Raw genomic sequence first — 21,336 nt, forward strand, 5'->3', positions numbered from 1 at the left:
TCGCACATCATTCGATCTTGCCCCATATGAACTCGGTGACCGTGCTTCCGGCGCGTTGCGCCTTGCCCTCGAATTTCGTGACGGGGCGATCGAAGCCGATCGGGGCGGTGTCGCGCGGGTTGGCTCCGGCCCCACCGGTGGTCTCGTTCAGGCCGGTGAACAGGGGTTCGGCGGCGCCCACTTCGGCGATGTGTTCGGCGTAACCCGCGTGGTCGGTCGCGACATGCAACACACCGCCGGTGCGCAGCCGCGAGGCGATCAGCGACAGCGTGGCGGGTTGCAGCAGCCTGCGCTTGTGGTGGCGGGCTTTGGGCCACGGATCGGGGAAGAAGACACGGACACCGGTCAGCGACTTCTCGGCAATCATGTGTTCCAGTACGTCGACGGCGTCGCCGCGCAGCAGGCGGACGTTCTCGATCCGCTCCCGCTCGACGCGCTGCACCAGCTGGGCGAGGCCGGGCTGGTACACCTCGATGCCGATCAGGTTCACCTCGGGTTCGGCCTGGGCCATCACCGCCGTCGCGGTACCGGTGCCACAGCCGATCTCGATGACGAGCGGAGCGTCGCGCCCGAACCAGGCCGCCGCGTCGAGCTGTTCGTCGCCCACGTCGCGGCCGATAGCGGGCCACATGCGGTCCCAGGAGGCCTGCTGATTCGGGGTCAGCGCGGCCCGCCGGGACCGGAAACTGGTGACCCGGGGGTACAGGCGGGAGCCGGTGGTCGAGCGTCGTCCGGCTTCGAGGGGCGCCGAGGCTGTGGACGGCGGGCCCTGAACCGACTCGGCAGTGTGGTTGGCGGCGTCGTTCACGACGTCCATTGTCCAGTATCGATTTCTCGGCCCGGCAATCGAACCCCGCGAGGGCGATCCGCGCATGGTCAGCGGAACCAAATATCTGTGTCTGACGGTGACATCAAGCCGCGCGTTCCTCGGCCATCCGCGGCGTCGACGCGCTCTCCTGGCGCAACGGTCGCCCGAGCACCACCTTGGCCGTGGTCGTCGCCATCTCCAGCAGGCCGCGCAGGCCGGTCGCCGACGCGAGCACCGACCACACGGTGGTGTCGCGATCGGGGGTCACCGGCGCGCCCGCGAGGCGGTCGCCGAGCCAGTCCAGGCTGATCGGGGTCGCCATCACCAGCATCGAGAAATGCTCGGAGAGCCGGTCGCGGACATAGGTGACGTGCGCACCGCCCTCGCGGTAGCGCCGCACCTGACCGTCGACGCCGTCCATGTGGATGACCTGGTCGTGGATCGGCTGCACCACCAGCAGCGGGCAGGCCGGGGTGGAATTGCCCAGACGCAGGTCGTCGAACATCGCGGTGAATTCCGGAGCGGCCAGAATCTCTTCCAGCCTGCGTCCGGTCGTGTAATCGCCCATCTTCTGGTTGGCGAGCGACAGGATCGCCCACAGCGGGGTCGCGCGTTCGGCCCTGGCGACGAACCGGTGCCCGTCCATGGTGAGTTCGTCGCGGACCACCGCGCCCAGTACCGGGTACAACTTGCGCAGCGCGGCGATGACGATGGCGGGCAGACCGGCGAACGGCGTGCCGTTCAGGCGGGTGAACACCTCGCCGGGATCGCCGACCGGCGAACCGAGTACCGCGCCGACGATGCGGAGTTCGGGCGCGTAGGTCGGCGCCATCTCGACCACCCAAGAACTGGCCATACCGCCGCCCGAGTAGCCCCAGACGCCCACCGGGGTCTCCGCGTGCAGGTCGAGCGGGGTGAAGGCGAGGGCGGCGCGAATACCGTCGAGCACCCGGTATCCCGGTTCGCGCGGCGCCCCGAAGTTGCCGTGCGGTCCTTCGTGATCGGCGATGGAGACCGCCCAGCCGCGCCGCAGCGCGTTCGCCACCAGCAGCCATTCGAACTGGGTGACCGCGCCGATGGCCTTGGCGCCGCGTTGCAGCGCGTAGGAGGGCGAACACTTCTCGGCGACGGCGTCCATCGCGCTCTGGAACGCGAGCAACGGCCGGTCGACATCGGGATCGGCGCCCGCGGGCAGCAGCACGGTGGTGACCGCCGCCTCCGGCGTGCCGTGCATGTCGGAACTGCGGTAGAGCAGTTGCCACGCCGATACCCGCTGCGGCACCAGGCCGAACAGGGCGAGTTCGATCGCACGGCTGCGCAGGATGGTGCCGGGGGATTTGGCCGCGAACCCGCGCGGGGGCCGGTAGAACGGGTCGGCGCTCGGCAGTGGCGGAATTCCCCGGTGTCCCGATGCGGGCACGTCGCGGACAACACCGATGGCGTCGATGCTCATCGCAACCTCCTCATCGAGGACCGGGCCGTGAACTCGCACGGCCTGGCTCGTCTCCGCCCGGCCGGCTCACACGCGAAAAGCGAAGCTGCGTACCGACGCTCGCCGCGATGACGCCGGAGCGAGCGAAGGCGGATCTGTCTGTTAACCCCGGTTATAGGGCTAGACCTCCACATTAGACTCCCGAGCATGAATTCACCGACGGTGTTCATCACCGGCGCGGCAGCAGGAATCGGCCGCGCTACGGCAATGCTCTTCGCCGAGCGGGGGTATCACGTCGGTGCCTATGACGTCGATGAGCTGGGGCTGAGCAGACTGGCCGCCGATATCACGGCCGCGGGCGGCACATTGCGAACAGGTATCCTCGATGTGACCAACAACACCCAGTGGGCGGAAAGTCTGGCAGATTTCCATACCGCGACCGGGCGATTGGACATCCTCGTCAACAACGCCGGAATCCTGCGGGCCGGTCCGTTCGAGGAACTCGAACTGGACGCTCAGCGCGCGATCATCGACGTCAATCTGACCGGGGTCGTCACCGGGACGCACGCGGCGTTCCGGTACCTGCGCGACACACCGGGAGCCCAGGTGGTGAACCTGTGCTCGGCCTCCGCGATCTACGGCCAGCCCGAACTCGCGACCTACGGCGCCACCAAATCGGCGGTGAAGAGTCTGACCGAGGCGCTGGACCTGGAATGGGAACGCCACGACATCCGCGTCATCGCGATCTGGCCGCTTTTCGTCGCCACCGCGATGGTGGCCGGCGTCGAGACGGCGTCGACCAGATCGCTCGGTGTGCGTCTCACCGCCGAGGACGTCGCCGCCGGGATCTGGGACGCGACCCGCAAACGCGCGCGACTGCCGAAGGTGCACTACGAGATCGGTGTCCAGGCCAAGGCGCTCGCGGTGGCGGCCAAGTACGCGCCGGGCTGGGCGGTGCGCACCGCCAACAAATTCTTCAGCGGCCCGGCGAACTGAGCCGCCGTCGTCGATGCGCCCGACCGGTCGTCGCGGACGGCGCGTACGCCGGGGATGTCTGACAGAATCGCACAGCGACAAGGGGGGTGAGCCATGCCGACGGCTACCGAGAACACCGGTCGGATGCGGGAACGCGGGGTGCCGACACGGGAACAGGACCAGCTCGACCGGCTGCTGGCCGATCTGCGCGGGGCGGCGGCCGCCGACACACAGATCGGCTATCACGCCAGCGTGGCGGTCAACGCGTGGCGCAGGCCGCCGCGCATTCTGGTCACCGGGCGCGCGCACGTCGGCCGGACGACGGTGCTGCACGCGTTGGCGCTGATGTCGGCCGCGGAAACGGGGCCGGTGGACGAACCGGACGCGCTCGATCCCGAACTCGACGCCGATATCGTCGTCTACGTGCTGTCCGGCGCGCCGCTGCCCGCCGACCGCAGGGTGCTCGCGAACCTTCCGCCCGAACGCACGGTTGTCGTACTCAACAAGGCCGACGCGATCGGCTCGCGCTGGGCCGACGCCGTGGCCGCCGCCGATCAGTACACCAGGGAACTCGGTGTGCTCACGCTGCCCGTCGTCGCCTCGCTCGCCCAGCGCACCCGCGCGGGCGCGCTGACCGACGACGATATGGGGACCCTGCGCCGACTGGCCGCCATCGCCGACCCGGCGCTGACCCTCTCACCCGATCTGTTCGTCTCCCCGGCGGCGGGCCCGGACGTCGCCGAACGCGAGGCTGTGCTGCACCGCTGGGACCTCTACGGGGTGTCCTGCGCGTTGAGCGCCTTGCGCGCCGATCCCGATCTCGCGCCGCACGCCGTGCTCCAGCTGCTGCACGCCGCGAGCGGTATCGATCCGCTGCACGGACTGCTGCACCGCCGCTACGAGCAGGTCTCGGCGCTGCGCGGCGGCGCCCTGCTCGATGATCTGGCCCGGCTCGCGGCACGGTCGCTGCCCGGCGTCGCGGGTCACGCGCGCGACGTCATCGAGGACTACCTCTACGGCGACGACGCCATGTGGCTCGGACTGTGCGCCGGACTCGCCGACCCCTCGGTCGCGCACCTGGCCGCGGGCTACCGGTCCCCCGCGCCCGCCGACGCCGACGACGCGCTCCAGCGCGCCGCGCGGTGGCGGGCCGTCGTATCCGGCGATATGCCACCCACCGCCCGTCGTGCCGCCCTGCGCGTGCACAACGGCTATATCCGACTGTGGGAGCGAATGAGCAGTGCCGGACTCTGATCCACCCGCACGTGATCCCGCCGCGCCCGGTACGGCAGCCGGGCCGCCGAGCCCCCCTGCTCCCGCCGATTCGGCGACTCCGGCATCCTCGCCGGACCCGGAAACCCCGGCCGGGGCGGCAATGCCTGTGCCCCCGCCGGTTCCGGCCACCCCGGGAACCCCGGCCGCGCAGGTCGGCGCGGTGACTCGGGCGGACCCGGCGACCGGCGCGGTGGCCTCGGCAGACCCGGAAACTTCCGTCGCGCCGACCGGGGCGGATTCGGAACTGCCCCGCGACGTGCTTGCGGTCGTCGCCCGGTGGAATCCGCAGGGTGCGGCTCTGCTGAGGGCGGCGCGCGGTGCGGGTGCGGGGTCGGCGGTGGCGCTGATCGGCCCGGACGACGCGAACACCACCCTGTTGCGCACCGAACTCGCGCGTTTCGAGCCGAGGATCGATCTCACCGAGCCGATGGGCGAGGTGGGGTCCTCGGTCGAGTCGACACTGCCCGGCGCGACACCGGCGGCGGTCGCGTTGGTCCTGCTCGACGCGGGCAGTGTCGTCGGCGCCGACAGTCTCGGCCTGATCCGGCGGTTGCGCGCCGAGGACACCAGAATCCTGCTCGCGATGAACGGCATCCACGCCTACGGGGACTGGCGGTCGGTCCGCGACCGCGATCTCGAACTGCTGGCGGCACAGGACCTCGCGGATCTCGACATCATCCCGGTGTCGGCGCGACTCGCCGCGGCGGCGCGGGCGGGCGGTGACGCGGCATTGATGGACCGGTCGGGACTCGGCGCCCTGCACACGGAACTGACCGAAGCGTCAGCGAGCGCGTCCGCGCCCGGCGACGGCAGACTGGCCGCGCTCGACGCGCGGGTGCTCGCGGAGACCAGGACGCGAGTGCAGGCCCAGCTGGAAACCCTGCGTTCCGGGGCCGAACCCACCCGGTGGCGGGCCGAACGGGCGACGCTGATCGCGAGCCGCGACAGCGGGCGCGCCACCGCGATGTCGACATTGCGCGGGCAGTTGCACCTGGCCCGCGTCGATCTGATGACGGAGGTCGGCGGCCAGGTCAGGGCACTGCACGTGGCCGCGCGTGCCGAACTCGACCGCCAGCGCCAGGCCGATCTCGCGCACTACCCCGACCGGTTGCAGCAGGTGGTCACCGAGTTGACCGGTGTTATCGACATCGGCATCGATCGCAGGCTCGCCGAACTCGCCGCCAAGGTGGACGCTGACGGCGTGTCGACCGGGGACACGCCGTCGGGGAATGTGGCGCCGCCACACCGCAGACGCGACGCCGCGCCCCGGGTGGGACCCGACCCCGAGCCGAGACATCGGGGTGTCGAAGATCACCTCATGATCGCTCTCGGCGCGTCCGCCGGTGTCGGTCTCGGCAGGCTGCTCGTCTCGCCGCTGGCTCTGGTTTCCGCGCTGGACGTCGCCAGCATCCCGGTGACGTTGGCGCTGGGAGCGCTCGTTGCCTGGTGGGTGGTGCGGACTCGCAGGCAGGTCGCCGATCGGGCGCATGTGCGTCAGTGGGTCGCCGACGCGCTCGTGAACGTCAAGGCTGCGCTGGAACAGCGGGTGGCGACGGCTCTTGTCGAGGCCGAGACCGAGCTGGCCGACCGGGTGGTGCGCGCGAGCGCGGCCCGCATCATCGACACCGATCGGCGTGTCGCGGAATTGGAGACGCGGATCCGGCGAGCAGCGGCCGAGCAACCCGCCCAGCTAGCGGCCTGCGAACGTGATATCGCGACCCTGGATCGGCGGAACCGACTGTTGGATTGGTAACTAATCGGGTATTTCACCTGTACCCGATTCCGTACCGGTCGTCATATCGCGTTAACCTTTAAGGCAGGAACCTGGGCGTCCGCTTCGTCCTTGTACGCCGTCCAGCCGGGGCGAGCTTTCGACTGGTCGTAGCGGGTGCCTTCCCGCCAACGGTGGCGCTTGGTGTGTTCGCGCTGGTCATGGGCCTTGGGCCAGGCGGCGAAGCATCGTAGAGCCCGCCCATCTCAGGAGAGTTTTCATGACCTCAGCGACCATTCCTGGTCTTCGTGGATCCGACGGCACAGCGCCGACCGAGCACAGCGAACTACTCGCCTGGGTACAGGAAGTCGCAGAACTCACTCAGCCTGAGCGAGTCGTGTGGGCGGACGGTTCCGACGCGGAATGGGAGCGGCTTACAGACCAGTTGGTCGAGGCGGGCACCTTCAAGCGCCTCGATCCGAAGAAGAAGCCGAACTCCTTCCTAGCCTTATCCGATCCGTCGGACGTGGCGCGCGTCGAGTCGCGCACCTACATCTGTTCCAAGTCCGAGGCGGACGCGGGCCCGACCAACAACTGGGTCGACCCGGCCGAGATGCGCGCCACCATGACCGAGCTGTACCGCGGCTCGATGAAGGGCCGCACCCTCTACGTGGTGCCCTTCTGCATGGGCCCGCTCGGCGCCGAGGACCCGAAACTGGGCGTCGAGATCACCGACTCGGAATACGTCGTGGTGTCGATGCGCGTGATGACCCGCATGGGCACCGCCGCGCTGGAGAAGCTGGGCACCGACCGCCCCTTCGTGAAGGCGCTGCATTCGGTCGGCGCGCCGCTGGCCGAGGGCGAGGCCGACGTGCCGTGGCCCTGCAACGACTCCAAGTACATCACCCACTTCCCCGAGGACCGCGAGATCTGGTCCTACGGTTCGGGCTACGGCGGTAACGCGCTGCTCGGCAAGAAGTGCTACTCGCTGCGTATCGCCTCGGCGATGGCCCACGACGAGGGCTGGCTGGCCGAGCACATGCTGATCCTCAAACTGATCTCCCCCGAGAACAAGGCCTACTACATCGCCGCCGCGTTCCCGAGCGCCTGCGGTAAGACCAACCTCGCGATGATCCAGCCGACCGTTCCCGGCTGGCGCGCCGAAACCCTCGGCGACGACATCGCCTGGATGCGTTTCGGCAAGGACGGCCAGCTGTACGCGGTGAACCCGGAATACGGTTTCTTCGGCGTCGCGCCCGGCACCAACAACAGCTCCAACCCGAACGCAATGGCGACCATGAACGCGGGCAACACCGTCTACACCAACGTCGCGCTGACCGACAACAACGACGTGTGGTGGGAGGGCCTGGAAGGCGAGCCCGATCACCTGACCGACTGGAAGGGCAACGACTGGTACCTGCGGGAGACCGAGACGCTGGCCGCCCACCCGAACTCGCGCTACTGCACCCCGATGTCGCAGTGCCCGATCCTGGCCCCCGAGTGGGACGACCCGCAGGGTGTGCCGATCTCGGCGATCCTGTTCGGCGGTCGCCGCAAGACCACCGTCCCGCTGGTGACCGAATCCTTCGATTGGCAGCACGGCGTGTTCATGGGCGCGACGCTGTCCTCGGAGCAGACCGCCGCCGCCGAGGGCAAGGTCGGCACCGTGCGTCGCGACCCGATGGCGATGATCCCGTTCATGGGCTACCACGTCGGTGACTACCTGAACCACTGGATCAATATCGGCAAGAACGCCGACGCGAACAAGTTGCCGAAGATCTTCTACGTCAACTGGTTCCGTCGCGGCGACGACGGCCGTTTCCTGTGGCCCGGATTCGGCGAGAACTCCCGCGTGCTGGAGTGGATCGTCGGCCGGATCGAGGGCAAGGCCGAGGCTGTGTCGACAGCGATCGGTCACGTGCCCACCGCGTCGCAGATGGATCTCGACGGCCTCGACGTCGACGCGAACGATGTCGACGAGGCGCTCGAGGTCGATGTCGAAGAGTGGCGCAAGGAGATTCCGCTCATCGAGGAGTGGTTCGAATTCGTCGGCGACAAACTGCCTTCGGGCGTTCGCGACGAATTCGAGGCGCTCAAGCAGCGGCTCGCCTGATCCACGGCTCACCCGACCGCCCCGCACCGTATTTCGGTGCGGGGCGGTCGGCGTCTCATTCGCCGAAGGGCGCGACCCGGACCATCTGGTTGAACCCGGCCGTGACGAGCAGTTTCGTCCGGCCTTGCGGCACGGCTTTCGCCTCGGCGTCGAACGCGGCGACCAGGTGGCGTTTGAGTTCGCGGCGCGGGTGACGGGTCAGCAGGTCCGCGATCCACTCGCGGTCGAATTCACCGACGCGGGCGCCGATCACGTCCACCGACGCGCCCGCGGAGACGAAACCGCCGGGGTCGCCCAGGTCGGCGGCGACGCCGGGGGTGATGTGGGAGGCGATGGCCGCACCGATCGCCTCGGCCCGGTCCGGTGCGGTTCCTTCGCGCAGCGCGAATTCGACCGCGGCCTCCGCGCCGGTCACCGCGAAACAGCGCCCAGGCGTCGGCTGTTCCAAGCGCAGATCGTGCAGCAGGCACGCGACGTAGACCAGTTCGTCGTCGAAACGCGCGCCGTCGAGATCGGCGAGTACCCGGCCGAAGAAATAGGTCCGGTACGAATGTTCGAGCATGTGCGTCGAGAGCGATTCGCGCGCTCGCCGTTCGGCGGCCACGGCCAGCCCGGAATCCGGCACCCGCAAACCTTCGAATTCCAGCCGTCCTTTGCCGCGCCCGCCCAGCGCGCTCGCCGCCTTGGCCGCGAGTAGTCCCGGCACGGCGCGGGCCAGCGCGGCGGCCAGTCGCCTGCGTTGCGCGCCCGACAGCGCGCCCCCGGTCCGAGTCGCCCATTCCCAATCGAGGTCCGCTGGGGCTCCCACGCTGTTCTCCTCTGTTCGGCGTACCGATTCGAGTGAAACCCGCGCGCTCGCCCGGGACGAGTGGCGTGAACGCCAGTAATGCTCGGATTCTCGCCAGGGTGGTGCGCGATGCCCCGCGAACCTACCCCGGACGCGAACGAGCCCGATCCGAGAACCGGATCGGGGCTCGTTCGGCATCGCCGAATATCAGTCGATGGTGCAGCCGGCGATGGGCTTGTCGGCCAGGCGATCGAGCAGGTAGGTGACCGCGTTGTCCGGGCCGAAGCCGTCGATCAACTCGGGTCCGAAATGGCCGGGCAGGGTGGTGCCGGGCAGGATGGGCGGCAGGTCGTTGGTGCGGAAGGTGACCGTCGCGCCCTGCGCGCACCAGTCCTGGGCCAGCTGCCGGGCCTGGCCGTAGGGGACGGTGTCGTCGTTGAGGCCGCTGGTGATCAGCACCGGTGTGGTCGGGGCCGAATTACCGAGGCGCATCTCGGCGAGGGCGGGAATCGCCTCGGGGATCTCGGCCAGATGCTCGGTGAGCGGACGGCCGTCGATGGTCAGCGAACTGGTCCGCAGGAAGGGCTGATTGAAGATGACGTCACCTACGCATTCGTTGCTCAGCGTTTCCAGCATCGCGCGGCCCGCGGGTGTGGTCACCCGGTCGACGGCCTTGTTCAGTTCCGGGTAGCGCGCCAGCAGACCGTTGATCGCGAATCCGATGGCGCCGCCGATCAGCGCCCCGTCGATGCGCTGCAGGATCGCGGCCAGATCGGCGGTCGGCCCGCCCGCCCAGGTGCCCTTCAGGTTCAGTTCCGGCGCGTAGTCCGGCTGCATCTCCGCTGCCGCGCCGGTCGCGCCGCCGCCCTGGGAGTAACCCCAGAAGACCACGGGGGTCTCGGGGCCGACGCCGGCGAAGTTGTTGGCCGCGCGGGCGCCGTCGAGGATGGCGTGCGCGCCTTCGATCCGGTTGACGAAGGTGTGGATGCCCGGCGTGCCGAGACCGACGTAATCGGTGACGAGAACGCGGGCGCCGAGGGCGCTCCACACCGCCGAGGACGGCAGCTCCTGATTCGCCGAGACCGAGAACGCGGGCGAGAGATTGAACGACAGTGCGGTCGAGAACGCCACAGACATGGCGCACTGGTCGCCCTGTCCGGCGGTGCCGGGGCCGATCACCACGGTCGGACGTTCGCCCGCACCCTGCCACGGACCGGTCGCCTCGATGTAGGTGCCGGTCACCGCGACGGGGGAGCCGTCCTGCAACTGCGTGGTGTACATGATGTGCTGCGCGGCGCCCGGCCACCCTTTGACGGTGGGCGGTGTCACGAACAGCGACATGGGCTGGGTTCTGATGACCGAGCCGGGCTCGGTCGGAATCTGCGCGGGTGGAATGTAGAAGGAGCTCACCGGCGGCGCGGCCTGTGCCGCGCCGGTATCGATCCCCGCTCCCGCGACCGCCGTGGCACAGGCCACGGCCGCCGCTGCGAGTATCCGTCCGGTCCGGGGTGAACCCGACCGTGTGCGCCGCCCAAATCTCTTCTGCATCGATATCTCTCCATATGCACCACCCGGGCACCGTCGCCCGAATGTCTCCCGAACCACATATAGCCGTATGACATGACGCTCGTCACACCTGCGATCTACCAGAGAGTAACATAGTTCGCCGAATCTGCGGTCAGGTGCCGTCACAATGGATCGGAAGACGAAAATTGTTGTGCGCGAAGAAAATTCGGCGCAAGAAATGCTGAGGATGCGATCGCCCGGGCCCGCTCGCGGCATTCGCGATCGCGGGCTGGATTCGTACGCTGGGGCGGGGGGAACCCTCGCCTAGTAACGATGTTACTCGATTCGGCGGCAAAAGGGCGAAAAAGACGGTAACCGCATTATCGGGCCGCCGATCCGGCGCGAATCCGGGCAACCGATGGATTCGTGCCACACTCGTTCCGTGAAACGGGTAGTGGCAATGGCGCTGGACGGCGTCATGACCTACGACCTGGCCTGTGTGGTCCAGGCGTTTCGGCACGGACCGGGGAGAACCGGCGAGCCGATGGGTTTCGACATGGTCACCTGCGGGATTCGGCCCGGGCCCGTGTGGACGCCGAACGGTTTCGATCTGCGAGTCGAGCACGGGCTGGAGGCGCTGGAATCGGCCGATATCATCGTCGTGCCCGGGATCGGGCTGCCGACGCTGCCGACCCCGCCGGAGGTACTCGACGCGCTACGGGCGGCCTCCGGGCGCGAGGCGACGGTGATGAGCGTCTGCGTCGGCGCTTTCGTGCTGGCCGGGGCCGGATTGCTCGACGGTCGACCGGCGACCACGCACTGGGCCTACTGCGACGAATTCGCCGCACTCTTCCCCGCGGTGAAACTGGATCCGGGCGCGCTGTACATCGATGACGGGGATGTGCTCACCTCGGCGGGACTGTCGGCGGCGTTCGATCTGTGCCTGCACGTGGTGCGGCGCGAACTGGGCGTCGGCGCCGCGGCGGATCTCGCCCGATGGAATGTCACCTCGCCGCATCGCGAGGGTGGTCAGGCGCAGTACATTCCGGATGCGCTGGGCGACAACAATTTTCCCGGAGCGCTCGCCGCCGCGCTGGCTCGGGCGGCGGCGGATCCCGCCGCGGTGAGCGATGTTTCGGCGCTGGCCGGTATGGCATTGATGAGCGAACGCACGCTGATCCGTCGTTTCAAGGCCGAGATGGGCACCACGCCGCGGCGCTGGCTGGAGGCGCAGCGGACCGCGCGGGCGCGAGAGTTGTTGGAAACCACCGAACTTCCGGTCGAGGTGGTCGCGGCGCGGGCGGGTTTCGGCAGCGTCACGGCTTTACGATCGCATCTGCGCGCCGCGACCGGAACGACGCCCGCCGGATATCGGCGTTCGCTGCGCCGTTAGTTCCGCCTCTCCCGATCGGTGTCCGGCGCTATCCGCGGTACCGCCTCGCGCGGGTTTCGGCCGAAGCCGCGCGGAGACGGACAGAGCGGTCCACTAGGCTGGTGCCGCGTTCAACGCTTCACGATCGTCCAGGCATGTTGCACCGGCTGAACTGCTCTGCTCTCCCTATTCGCACAGCGGCGGATCGACACGTGAGAGGTGGTTGAGGCATGACCGATCTGGGATTCGGCACCGTGGGGGCACCGCTACTGACCGGGCCGGAGTCGACGGCGAGTACGCCGCTCGCCCGGGCCGCGGGTCGGTTGCAGGCGGTGTTGCCCCCGGGCTGGCGAGTCGAGATCGCGGTCGCGCCCGACGAGCCCGGTGGACGTCCACGTCCGCTGCTGCGGGTGCTCATGCCGCAGGATTGACCGAGGTCGGGGCGAGGACCGGCGGTGGTACCCGACGACCCTCACCCCCATCCGGTGCTATCCGGTCCAGCCGAGCGGCATCAACAGCGATTTCTGCTCGCAGTACGCGTCGAGACCTTCCGGGCCGTTCTCGCGTCCGAGCCCGGAGTTCTTGTAGCCGCCGAAGGGCGCCGTCGGGTCGAAGGCGTACCAGTTGATCGCGTAGGTGCCGGTACGCACCCGGGACGCGATCTCGGCCCCGTGTTCGATATCGGTCGTCCAGACCGAGCCCGCGAGTCCGTAGACCGAATCGTTGGCGATGGCGACGGCCTCGTCCTCGGTCTCGTACGGGATCACCGACAGCACCGGGCCGAAGATCTCCTCCTGCGCGATGGTCGACTTGTTGTCGACGTCGGCGAAGATCGTCGGTTCGACGAACCAGCCGCGGTCGAGCCCCTCGGGCCGCCCGCCGCCGAGAACCAGCCGCGCGCCCTCGGCCTTGCCGGTGGCGATATAGCCCTCGACGCGTTCGCGCTGACGTTCGGAGATCAGCGGGCCGAGTTGGACGGACGGATCGTCCGGAAGTCCGACCTTCATCGTCTTCACATGTTCGACCAGCGCGTCGAGGATCTCGTCGTAGCGACCGCGAGGGGCGAGGATGCGGGTCTGCGCGACGCAGCCCTGCCCGCTGTTCATCAGACCGGAGAACGCGAGAACGGGAATGCTCGCCGCCAGATCCATATCCGGCAGCAGGATCGCCGCCGATTTGCCGCCCAGTTCCAGCGAGACGCTCTTGAGCTGTTCGGTGGCGATCGCGCCGATCCGCCGTCCGACCGCCGTGCTCCCGGTGAAGGTCACCTTGTCGACGCCCGGATGCGAGATCAGGTATTCGGAGGCCTCGGCCTCGGCGGGCAGGACCGACAGCACGCCCTCCGGCAGGCCCGCCTCGGTGAAGATGTCGGCGACGATATTCGCGGTGATCGGGGTCAGCGGAGCGGGTTTGAGCACCACGGTGCAGCCCGCGAGCAGGGCGGGGGCGAGTTTGTTGCAGGCCAGGAACAGCGGCACATTCCACGCCGTCACCGCCGCCACGACGCCGCGCGGTTCACGGGTGACCCGCGAGGTGCCGAAGGAGCCGGTGCGGGTCTCCTGCCACGGGAAGGTTTTCGCGAGTTCGGCGAACGCGTCGATGGTGGCCGTGGCCGGGATCTGATTCAGCGTCATGGCGAACATCTGCGGCGCGCCCACTTCCGCGGTGAGCGCGGCGAGCAGTTCGGCCGAACGCTGCTCGAGCAACCGGGCGGCGCGGCTGAGCACGGCCGCGCGCTCCAGCGGCGGGGTCGACGGCCACGGCCCGTTGTCGAAGGCGTGACGCGCGGCGGCGACCGCGGCGTCGACATCGGCGCGCACGACCACCGGAACGCTGCCGACCGGCTCGACCGTGGCGGGGGAGATGACCTGGAGGCGCTCGGACGAGGCAGGTTCGGTCCATCGGCCGCCGATGAACAAGCTGTCGTAATGCATGAGAACACGTTACAGTTTTGCGGTCTGGTTGTCTGTAACCTGTTCCAGTTCCATTCGTCGCCGGTGTCCTGACCTGGCCGAATTCCAACCTGTCGGTTCGCTTTTCCGCAAACGCACTATTGCGTTCCGGAGGTTGACAGTGGATGCTGTAGCTACCGATCAGCTGCTTGACCGAAGTACGACAGTTCCGGAGCTCGACCAGTTCGAATCCGGCCGTCGTCACGTTCGTTTGCCGCGAAGTTCGGTTGTTCGATCCGTTCTGCATTGATCTGATACCGCAGGGGTGAACGAGTCATGGCGGTGCAAGTGATCGGTCGGTCGTTGATGACCAGTGATCAGACCGAGCATCAGGCGAAGAGTGTCGGCAGCGGCGGGTGGGTCGTGTCGTTCCTACCGGGGCGAACGCTGACGATCGAGCAGGCGACAGCCGCGATGCAGGCCGCGGAAGCCGTCGCGGTGGTGGGTGTCCTCGCCGATCAGGTCGGGTTGACCACGTTGGAGACCGTCGGGCTGGCCATGCAGGAATCTCCCTGGTACGAACCGGTTTCCGGTGCGTGCGGGCCGCGCGGCTGGCGTCGGGGCTGGCTGGAGAAATAGCGGGCCGGAGAACTCCGAGCCGCTATTTGGTCGCGACCACGACCAGATTGCTGACCAGCAGTTCCCTGATCGCGGGCACGCGCACCAGCCACCAGGCCCATTTCGGGTGGTAGCGCGGGAAGATCGTCCGCACATTCGCGGGAGTCGTTGCCGCCCAACGCAGTCCGTCGGCGGCGCGCACCGCGAACAGTGACTGCCCGAAGCGGTTCTTGGGTTCCCTGCCGTTCTTGCGCCGGTAGCGCCGCGCCGCGTATTCGCCGCCGAGGTAATGCCACGGACCGGTCTCGTGCCCGCCGAACGGGCCGTGCCACACCGTGTACGAGAGCACCACCAGACCGCCGGGCCTGGTCACCCGCACCATCTCGTCGGCCATGAGCCACGGGTCCGAGACATGTTCGGCGACATTGGAAGAGAAACAGATGTCGACGGCGTCGTCGCGGAACGGCAGCGCCATCCCGGATCCTCGGACCGCGCCCGCGGCGGGCAGACCCGCCGCGTGCAATTCCGAGGGGTCTGGCTCGACGGGGATGTATCGCGCGCCGACGCGGGCGAACTCGTCGGCGAAGTAGCCGGGGCCGCCGCCGACGTCGAGCACGGTCGCGCCGTCGAGGTCGCGGCCGGTGAGATCGAGGTAGAAATCGCCGAGCATGGCCGCGCTGTCGGCGGCGATACCGCCGTAGAAGGTAGCGGGATCGGTCTGCTCGAATCGGAAGCTGCCGAGTAGTCGCAAGGACCGGCGCAGGGTCGCCCGGTGTGCGAACCGGGATTCCGCGCGATGCACCCTGGGCGCGAGCGGGCGGTCGGCCGTCTCGGTGGTGGGCGGCAATGTCTTGGCACTTGGCACGGCGGAGAGTTTTCCACAGGCGGCCCGTGGTGGTACCGCCCGCGTCGGGCTAACCGACCGGACTCCGGACCGGCCCGGCTCCGTACCCGCCGGGCCGGTGGGAGTCCGGCGCGCTAGCCGATGCCGCTGCTCGCGCCGCTGCCGGTGGACAGCGACGAGGTGATCAGCGCCAGAAGTACGGCGAGCGCGCCGCCCAGGTCGCCGGTCGCGCCGCCGCCGGTGCCGCCGCCGGTCCGAGTCCTCGGTGTGGCCTTCATGTATTTCTCCTCATCGTTCTGGTTGATCGAGTGGCGGCAGGCTATCCAAAGTGGACTGTGAAATGTGGGCGTTTCAACATTTTCGTCAGATCGTTGCCGGTGAAGCGCTTGCCACGGGGACGCGCGCGCTATGGTGTACCCCGGTATCCACGTCCCCGGCCGGGGCCCGACGAGGCGAGAGAGCTCCACTGTGCGCGAAGTCCTGCTGCTCTGCTGGCGTGACACCGGGCACCCGCAGGGCGGCGGCAGCGAACGCTACCTGGAGCGGGTCGGCGCGCAGCTGGCCGCACGCGGGGTCAAGGTCACGTTGCGAACCGCCCGCTACCGCGGCGCGGCGCGGCGGGAACACGTCGACGGCATCTACATCAGCCGCGGCGGCGGACGCTACACCGTGTACCCGCGCGCCCTGGCCGCCATCGCGCTCGGCAGGCTCGGGTTCGGATCGCTGCGCGGCGTGCGTCCCGACGCCGTCATCGACACCCAGAACGGCATCCCCTTCTTCGCGGGCGTCGCCTGTGACGCGCCGTCGGTGGTGCTGGTGCACCACGGGCACCGCGAACAGTGGCCGGTCGCGGGCAAGCTGGTCGGCCGCATCGGCTGGTGGATCGAATCGGTGCTCTCACCGCGGGTGCACCGCGACAATCAGTACCTGACCGTCTCGCTGCCCTCGGCCGAAGAACTCGCGACCCTCGGCGTCGACCGTTCCCGCATCGCCGTGGTGCGCAACGGCGCGGAACCGGTCCCCGCCGACATTCCGGCCGGGGCCGCGCAGACCCGCACCGACGAACCGCGGATCGTCGTGCTCTCCCGGCTGGTGCCGCACAAGCAGATCGAGGACGCGCTCGCCGCGGTCGCCCGGCTGCGCGCGCGGATTCCCGGTCTGCGACTCGACGTCATCGGCGGCGGCTGGTGGGCCGACAACCTGCGCGAATACGCCGGGAACCTCGACATCGCCGACGCGGTCACCTTCCACGGCCACGTCGACGAACACCGCAAACACGAATTGCTCTCGCGCGCCTGGGTGCACGTGCTGCCCTCCCGCAAAGAGGGGTGGGGCCTCGCGGTCATCGAGGCGGCCCAGCACGGTGTGCCGACCATCGGATACCGCAGCTCTCGCGGCCTCACCGATTCCATCGTCGACGGCGTCACCGGCATGCTGGTCGACGACGTCGACCACCTCACCGAATCCGTCGGCGAACTGCTCGACGACCACGCCGCCCGCTCGGTCATGGGGGAGAAGGCCCGCGCCCGCGCTCGCGAATTCTCCTGGGAGCAGACCGGAAACGGCGTGTACGAGGTACTCGCCGCCATCGCGCGCGGTGCGCACACGAGCGGGCTGGTAGCCGCGCCCGACGTCAACGCCTGATCGGCGCTCCGCGGCCTCCGGGAAGCGGATGTGCGTTCGTCTGTCGGAAGGTCGGCGTTGGATAGGCATTTCGTGCCGGACCCGTCCGCCGCGTTCGCGGGCTAGCGCCGGATCGGGCGGTAGATCGCCGCGACGAGTAGTCCACCGATCAGTAGTGTCGCCCACAGTAGGTGTGCCGTGATCGCGATGATCCGGTGCGCGCGGAGTGTTTCGGTGGCTCGGGTCGGTTCGCCGGGAACCCGGTAGAGCGCGAAATTCTCGTCTTCGTAGCGCTTTTCGAGCTGGGGCATGGTTTTCACGGAATCGCCGAGTGGGCCGGGTGTCGACCGCTCCACGAGGACCCAGCCGACTCCGAGATCGGCCAGTCGTCGTGCCGAATCACCGTGCAGTAGTGCGTTTTCCGCATCGACCGCGCGGGTCCCCTCGCCCGAGACGGTCAGGCCGCGCACCGGAAGTCTGCCGGTCTGGAGGACATCGTTGGGCAGCATGCGCGGTGCGGGATCGAGAACGGCGACCTTTCCGCTGTAGGGGAACCGTCGAAACATTCCGCCGGGCAGTACGGCGACATCGCCCGGGGCATCGATCTTCTCGGCGACGCGCTGCCACCCGAGCGGGTAGTGCACCGGACGTACCGAACCACCGACGCCGAAGGCGAGGTCGAGCAGCGGGGCGACGAGCAGGACGGCGAACAAGACCGCGACCGGTATCGCCGCCGAACCTCCCCCCGAAAACTCTTGGTTCTCAGTGGGTTTCGTAGTGCGCGCGGCTATTCGCGCGGCGAGTGCCCGGCATCCGGCAGCCGCGCACAGGGCGAAGGCGGGTACGGCGAGCGCGACGTATTTCTGAGTGTCGCGAAGCAGACCGGCGCCGGGGATCTCGACGACGAGCCACCGCATGACCTCCATCCCCCACCCGGTGCTCGCCAGCGCGGGAACGACGACGACGGCGACGGCGAGGGCGAACAGTGTGCGGCGCACGTGAAGGCCCGCGCGATCTTCGGGAACGGCTGTGAGCACGGATCGAATTCCGCTCGCCACCACCGCCAGTAGCAGAATCGTCGCGACCAGGGCGATCGGCGTGGTGCGCGAGTCCGGAACCGCGTCGGCGTTCCAGATGCCGCCGAGGCCCGCGAGGCTGCCCAGCGTGCCGAGCCCGGGTTCGGCACGTGCGGCGAACGCGGCGACACCCGTGGAGTCGGAGGGTTCGGCCCCCGCCCCCGACAACGCCGTCGCCGCCAGCCATGGGGCGGACGCGGCCACCAGCAGGACCAGCGTGCCCGGCAGATTGCGCCGCCCGACCGTCAACAGCGCGACGCACCCCGCGAGCAGCGAGCCGGTCGGGGTGAGTCCCGCCGCCGCGAGACATCCGGCGAGCGCGCCCCACGCGGCGACCGCGGAGTACCGCCGACCCGGCGAGATCGCGGACCGGAGGCGATAGGCCGCGAGTGCGGTCCACGGAAGTGCGGCGTATCCGGCGAGCAGGCTCCAATGTCCTTGCAGCAGTCGTTCGGCGACGAAGGGGTTCCAGAGGGTGAGCGTCGTCGCCACCAACTGCGGGCCGAGCGACACCGCGAGCAGTTCGCGGGCCAGCACGGCGGCGCCGTATCCGGCGGCCCACAGCGCGACGATCAGAATCGCCTTCACCAGCAACCCGCCGTCCACGATCGGTGACAGCGCGGCCAGCAGCGCGTCCTGCGGGACGGCTCGGGGAGCGGCATCGCCGAGTCCGAGCGCGGAATCGGTGAGATAGGACCGGGGTGTGCTCACCGCGTCGCGTAGCAGCAGGTAGCCGGAACCGAGCAGCGGTCCCGTGATCAGCGTCGTCAGCACGGCGCTGTAGCCGGCCGGAATCAGTCCGGCCCACCGTGTACTCCGCCCGCTCTCGCCCACGCCCCAGAACCCTACGGACCGTCGCCTCCGTTGCGCACCGCCCACCCGGTGGCGCCGAGCACGCGCGCCCGCAGTTCCGCCGTCCACTCGACGTATTCGATCTCGTTCCCGTCGTGGTGGCGGGCGTAGAGGAATCGGCCGGTCGCGGACGTCAGCGGCCCGCCGATCACCGTGCAGCCGGTCGCGGCGAGGAAATCCCGCACCGCGTCGAGATCGTCGACGACCACGGGGCCGAGGGTCGTGCGGTAGCGGTCGGTGGCCTCGGGCGGACCGGCGATGAGCAGGAAGTCGCCGACCGCGGCGAGTTCGGCCTCCTCGAAGGCGAATCGTAGGTCGGCGGGCGCGCCGACGAGTTTCTCGTAGGTCGGCAGGGTCGTATCGAGGTCGCGGACGAACAATCTCGCGTAGGTCTTGAGAATCTGCACCGCCCGGACGCTACGGCGCGGGCCTAACCTCGGTAAGTACGCACTTTCAGGTGAGAGGTGGGTCCATGACCGACGGCGCGGCCGAACGGGAACTGGCGAGCGCCGTGGCCCGCCGGGTCTTCGCGACCCTGTCGACCAAATGGGCGCTGCCGGTCATCGAGGCCATAGGGTCCGGACAGCCGCGTTTCGCCGCGATCCACCGCGCGATCGACGGGATCAGCTACAAGATGCTGACCGCCACTCTGCGCGCACTCGAAGCCGACGGCATCGTCGCCCGACACGACTACCGCACCCCGGGTCCGCGCGTCGAATACGCCCTGACCGCCGCCGGAGCGGATCTCCTGCGCACCGTCCACGGATTGTGCGCGTGGTCGCGCGCGCATCTGGACGAACTGGTCGAGCAGGCGGAGACGGCACCGCCGTCCCGACGCTGAGCGGCGGTCGCCGCCGAAATCCGCGGAACCGACCATCGCTGCGGTAGGTGAATCCCCATGAAGCCGGGCACCGCGCACACCACGGGGTTGTACGGGTCCGACCGGCACCCGGGCAGCGATGTCGCGTCGAACCCCGGCGGCACGCCGATGTGGGTCTGTGCGGGGCCGGATCGGGGAGGTGGGACGATGGGGTGTGCTCGCGGTCCGTCGTCTCCCTGTGGTCGCGGATTTGACGTTGGTGACCGCCGGCGCGATGACCGCGAATGTGGCCGGTTACCTGCTGCAACTGCTGGCCGGGCGCTGGCTCGGGGTGACCGGATACAGCGAATTCGCCAGCCTGCTCGCGGTGCAGTTGCTGTGCGCGGTGCCCGCGCTCGCGTTGCAGAACGTCGTCGCGCGGGAGTCCGTGCGCGGGGCGGGGATCGCGCGGTTGCGCGCACTCCAGTGGCGGTGCGCGGTGATCGTCGCCGTCGTCGCCGCGGCGTTGATTCCCGCGGTGACGTTCGCACTCGACGTCGGGATCGCGGCCTGTGCGGCGGCGCTCGGCGCGGCGCCCGCGCTGGTGTTGCTGTCGGGTGAACAGGGGATTCTGCAAGGGGCCAACCGTTTCCGCGGGCTGGCCGTCGTGCTCGGCGTCGCCGGGATCGCCAGGGTGACGCCCGCGCTGGTGGTCCTCGCGCTCGGCGGCGGTGCGGCGGCGGCCCTGTGCGCGGCGGCGGGAGGACTGGTCGCCGCGGCGATCTTCGCCCGCTACGTCGCCGGTTCGGCGCGGACCACCGAGGCCGGAACCGGCGAGCACATCGTCGGCGTGCTTCCGGTATTGCGGGCCGCGCAGGTGCAGGCCGCGTTGATGGCGCTGTCCTCGGCGGATCTGATCGTGGTGCGCATCGTGCTGGACGAGGTCGACGCGAGCCGCTACGCCCTCGGCACCATCGCGACGAAGATCGCGTTCTGGCTGCCGCAGGCGGTCGGGGTGGTGCTGTACCCGCGGATGGCCGCGCCGACGCATTCGGCCCGCGCGATCCGGGACGCGCTGGGCGTGCTGTCCGCGATCGGCGTGGTCGCGGTCGCCTGCGCCGCGCTCGCGGCTCCGGTGGCGCCCCTGTTCGCGGGCGAGGACTACGCGCCGATCCAGGGCCTGCTGTGGTTGTTCGCGCTGCACGGCGCGATCCTCGCGGTGTTGCAGGGCGCGGTCCTGTCGGCGATCGCGGTCGACCGAACGGCCCTTGCCGCGGTGACCTGGATCGGTCTGGCCGTCGAGGTCACCCTGATGGTGTCGTTCGCCCGCACGGTGCCCGCGCTGATCGCCACGGCGGTTTCGGTCGCGGCGGTCACCACGGCGGTCGTCGCGGTGATCGTGTTGCGTACCGCGGAGCGCCCGGTAGCCGCCGCGGCGCAACGGATCTGAGGCGTTCGAGTCCGTCGGTGCGTGCCGAATTCGGCGGCGCGGAATTTCAAGATCATCGAGCAGGCGACAATGGGGCATACCGCCGAAGCGAACGCCGCGCTCGACACCGTATACCGGTGCGCGAGCCTCGGCCGTACCCCGAGTCCCGGTGCGCTGTCGATGAATTGAATGTTTTGGATATCCGGGGTTTGCCCCTCGCGTGA

General features: G+C 69.3%; 18 protein-coding genes and 1 pseudogene. 10 read left to right on the forward strand and 9 right to left on the reverse strand.

The genetic code is table 11. The annotated features are described in order from the left end of the window. Positions 1–7: 7 nt before the first annotated feature. Together trmB and DAT37_RS03325 are read right to left on the reverse strand one after the other, a co-directional pair. A complete protein-coding gene (trmB, locus tag DAT37_RS03320; RefSeq protein WP_109523107.1) occupies positions 8–817 on the reverse strand; it encodes a tRNA (guanosine(46)-N7)-methyltransferase TrmB in 810 nt (269 codons plus the stop codon). 94 nt (positions 818–911) lie between these two features. Beyond that, on the reverse strand, positions 912–2,261 hold the full coding sequence (locus DAT37_RS03325; protein WP_109523108.1) for a lipase family protein: 1,350 nt from the start codon (positions 2,259–2,261) through the stop codon (positions 912–914). A gap of 186 nt (positions 2,262–2,447) precedes the next feature. Between DAT37_RS03325 and DAT37_RS03330 the strand changes: the two genes are divergently transcribed. The 4 genes from DAT37_RS03330 to DAT37_RS03345 all read left to right on the forward strand — a co-directional run bounded on the left by DAT37_RS03330 (position 2,448) and on the right by DAT37_RS03345 (position 8,314). Next, on the forward strand, positions 2,448–3,236 hold the full coding sequence (locus DAT37_RS03330) for an SDR family oxidoreductase (protein ID WP_109523109.1): 789 nt from the start codon (positions 2,448–2,450) through the stop codon (positions 3,234–3,236). A 93-nt stretch (positions 3,237–3,329) separates the two neighbouring features. Next, on the forward strand, positions 3,330–4,469 hold the full coding sequence (locus tag DAT37_RS03335) for a hypothetical protein (RefSeq protein WP_109523110.1): 1,140 nt from the start codon (positions 3,330–3,332) through the stop codon (positions 4,467–4,469). A gap of 121 nt (positions 4,470–4,590) precedes the next feature. Further along, a complete protein-coding gene (locus tag DAT37_RS03340; protein WP_232839468.1) occupies positions 4,591–6,243 on the forward strand; it encodes a hypothetical protein in 1,653 nt (550 codons plus the stop codon). 238 nt (positions 6,244–6,481) lie between these two features. Next, the gene (locus DAT37_RS03345) at positions 6,482–8,314 is read left to right on the forward strand and encodes a phosphoenolpyruvate carboxykinase (GTP) (RefSeq protein WP_109523111.1); all 1,833 of its coding nucleotides are present in this window, start codon (positions 6,482–6,484) and stop codon (positions 8,312–8,314) included. 55 nt (positions 8,315–8,369) lie between these two features. Here DAT37_RS03345 and DAT37_RS03350 read toward each other — a convergent pair. Then, positions 8,370–9,198: pseudogene (locus DAT37_RS03350) on the reverse strand (HD domain-containing protein). Between the two features lie 110 nt (positions 9,199–9,308). Then, positions 9,309–10,649, reverse strand: a complete 1,341-nt coding sequence (locus tag DAT37_RS03355) for a lipase family protein (RefSeq protein WP_109523113.1) — start codon at positions 10,647–10,649, stop codon at positions 9,309–9,311. 376 nt (positions 10,650–11,025) lie between these two features. Here DAT37_RS03355 and DAT37_RS03360 point away from each other — a divergent pair, with 376 nt between their 5' ends. Together DAT37_RS03360 and DAT37_RS03365 are read left to right on the forward strand one after the other, a co-directional pair. Next, on the forward strand, positions 11,026–12,000 hold the full coding sequence (locus DAT37_RS03360; RefSeq protein ID WP_109523114.1) for a GlxA family transcriptional regulator: 975 nt from the start codon (positions 11,026–11,028) through the stop codon (positions 11,998–12,000). A gap of 209 nt (positions 12,001–12,209) precedes the next feature. Then, positions 12,210–12,410, forward strand: a complete 201-nt coding sequence (locus tag DAT37_RS03365; RefSeq protein WP_109523115.1) for a hypothetical protein — start codon at positions 12,210–12,212, stop codon at positions 12,408–12,410. Positions 12,411–12,467: 57 nt separating this feature from the next. On the opposite strand, the gene DAT37_RS03370 is transcribed toward DAT37_RS03365, so the two are convergent. Then, positions 12,468–13,913, reverse strand: a complete 1,446-nt coding sequence (locus tag DAT37_RS03370; protein ID WP_109523116.1) for an aldehyde dehydrogenase — start codon at positions 13,911–13,913, stop codon at positions 12,468–12,470. Positions 13,914–14,207: 294 nt separating this feature from the next. Here DAT37_RS03370 and DAT37_RS03375 point away from each other — a divergent pair, with 294 nt between their 5' ends. After that, positions 14,208–14,510, forward strand: coding sequence for a hypothetical protein (locus tag DAT37_RS03375; protein ID WP_109523117.1), 303 nt, complete (start codon positions 14,208–14,210; stop codon positions 14,508–14,510). Between the two features lie 22 nt (positions 14,511–14,532). Here DAT37_RS03375 and DAT37_RS03380 read toward each other — a convergent pair whose 3' ends face one another. Both DAT37_RS03380 and DAT37_RS43800 read right to left on the reverse strand, forming a co-directional pair. Next, entirely contained in the window at positions 14,533–15,291 is a 759-nt protein-coding gene (locus DAT37_RS03380; protein WP_109523277.1) for a class I SAM-dependent methyltransferase, read from the reverse strand. A 176-nt stretch (positions 15,292–15,467) separates the two neighbouring features. Next, on the reverse strand, positions 15,468–15,611 hold the full coding sequence (locus tag DAT37_RS43800) for a hypothetical protein (protein WP_157978252.1): 144 nt from the start codon (positions 15,609–15,611) through the stop codon (positions 15,468–15,470). Between the two features lie 190 nt (positions 15,612–15,801). Between DAT37_RS43800 and DAT37_RS03385 the strand changes: the two genes are divergently transcribed. Next, on the forward strand, positions 15,802–16,977 hold the full coding sequence (locus DAT37_RS03385; protein WP_109523118.1) for a glycosyltransferase family 4 protein: 1,176 nt from the start codon (positions 15,802–15,804) through the stop codon (positions 16,975–16,977). 101 nt (positions 16,978–17,078) lie between these two features. Here the strand turns inward: DAT37_RS03385 and DAT37_RS03390 are convergent, their stop codons facing one another. Both DAT37_RS03390 and DAT37_RS03395 read right to left on the reverse strand, forming a co-directional pair. Beyond that, on the reverse strand, positions 17,079–18,866 hold the full coding sequence (locus DAT37_RS03390; protein WP_232839471.1) for a hypothetical protein: 1,788 nt from the start codon (positions 18,864–18,866) through the stop codon (positions 17,079–17,081). An 11-nt stretch (positions 18,867–18,877) separates the two neighbouring features. Further along, complete coding sequence (locus DAT37_RS03395) at positions 18,878–19,291, reverse strand: VOC family protein (protein WP_109523119.1); 414 nt, start codon at positions 19,289–19,291, stop codon at positions 18,878–18,880. A 65-nt stretch (positions 19,292–19,356) separates the two neighbouring features. On the opposite strand from DAT37_RS03395, the gene DAT37_RS03400 reads away from it, so the two are divergent. Both DAT37_RS03400 and DAT37_RS03405 read left to right on the forward strand, forming a co-directional pair. Further along, a complete protein-coding gene (locus DAT37_RS03400) occupies positions 19,357–19,725 on the forward strand; it encodes a winged helix-turn-helix transcriptional regulator (RefSeq protein ID WP_109523120.1) in 369 nt (122 codons plus the stop codon). 253 nt (positions 19,726–19,978) lie between these two features. Beyond that, positions 19,979–21,133 (forward strand): polysaccharide biosynthesis protein, encoded by a 1,155-nt coding sequence (locus tag DAT37_RS03405; RefSeq protein ID WP_232839500.1) that lies wholly within the window; start codon positions 19,979–19,981, stop codon positions 21,131–21,133. The last annotated feature ends 203 nt before the right edge of the window (positions 21,134–21,336 follow it).

The sequence above is a fragment of the Nocardia aurea genome (assembly GCF_003123685.1).
Lineage (GTDB): Bacteria > Actinomycetota > Actinomycetes > Mycobacteriales > Mycobacteriaceae > Nocardia > Nocardia aurea.

What these genes read in the sequence shown, in the direction of transcription:
- DAT37_RS03360 (WP_109523114.1), top strand. Translation starts at nt 11,026, where the DNA reads ATGGATTCGTGCCACACTCGTTCCGTGAAACGGGTAGTGGCAATGGCG.
- DAT37_RS03405 (WP_232839500.1), top strand. Translation starts at nt 19,979, where the DNA reads ATGACCGCGAATGTGGCCGGTTACCTGCTGCAACTGCTGGCCGGGCGC.
- DAT37_RS03365 (WP_109523115.1), top strand. Translation starts at nt 12,210, where the DNA reads ATGACCGATCTGGGATTCGGCACCGTGGGGGCACCGCTACTGACCGGG.
- DAT37_RS43800 (WP_157978252.1), bottom strand. Translation starts at nt 15,611, where the DNA reads ATGAAGGCCACACCGAGGACTCGGACCGGCGGCGGCACCGGCGGCGGC.
- DAT37_RS03375 (WP_109523117.1), top strand. Translation starts at nt 14,208, where the DNA reads ATGGCGGTGCAAGTGATCGGTCGGTCGTTGATGACCAGTGATCAGACC.
- DAT37_RS03400 (WP_109523120.1), top strand. Translation starts at nt 19,357, where the DNA reads ATGACCGACGGCGCGGCCGAACGGGAACTGGCGAGCGCCGTGGCCCGC.
- DAT37_RS03330 (WP_109523109.1), top strand. Translation starts at nt 2,448, where the DNA reads ATGAATTCACCGACGGTGTTCATCACCGGCGCGGCAGCAGGAATCGGC.
- DAT37_RS03345 (WP_109523111.1), top strand. Translation starts at nt 6,482, where the DNA reads ATGACCTCAGCGACCATTCCTGGTCTTCGTGGATCCGACGGCACAGCG.
- DAT37_RS03335 (WP_109523110.1), top strand. Translation starts at nt 3,330, where the DNA reads ATGCCGACGGCTACCGAGAACACCGGTCGGATGCGGGAACGCGGGGTG.
- trmB (WP_109523107.1), bottom strand. Translation starts at nt 817, where the DNA reads ATGGACGTCGTGAACGACGCCGCCAACCACACTGCCGAGTCGGTTCAG.
- DAT37_RS03370 (WP_109523116.1), bottom strand. Translation starts at nt 13,913, where the DNA reads ATGCATTACGACAGCTTGTTCATCGGCGGCCGATGGACCGAACCTGCC.
- DAT37_RS03340 (WP_232839468.1), top strand. Translation starts at nt 4,591, where the DNA reads ATGCCTGTGCCCCCGCCGGTTCCGGCCACCCCGGGAACCCCGGCCGCG.
- DAT37_RS03355 (WP_109523113.1), bottom strand. Translation starts at nt 10,649, where the DNA reads ATGCAGAAGAGATTTGGGCGGCGCACACGGTCGGGTTCACCCCGGACC.
- DAT37_RS03325 (WP_109523108.1), bottom strand. Translation starts at nt 2,261, where the DNA reads ATGAGCATCGACGCCATCGGTGTTGTCCGCGACGTGCCCGCATCGGGA.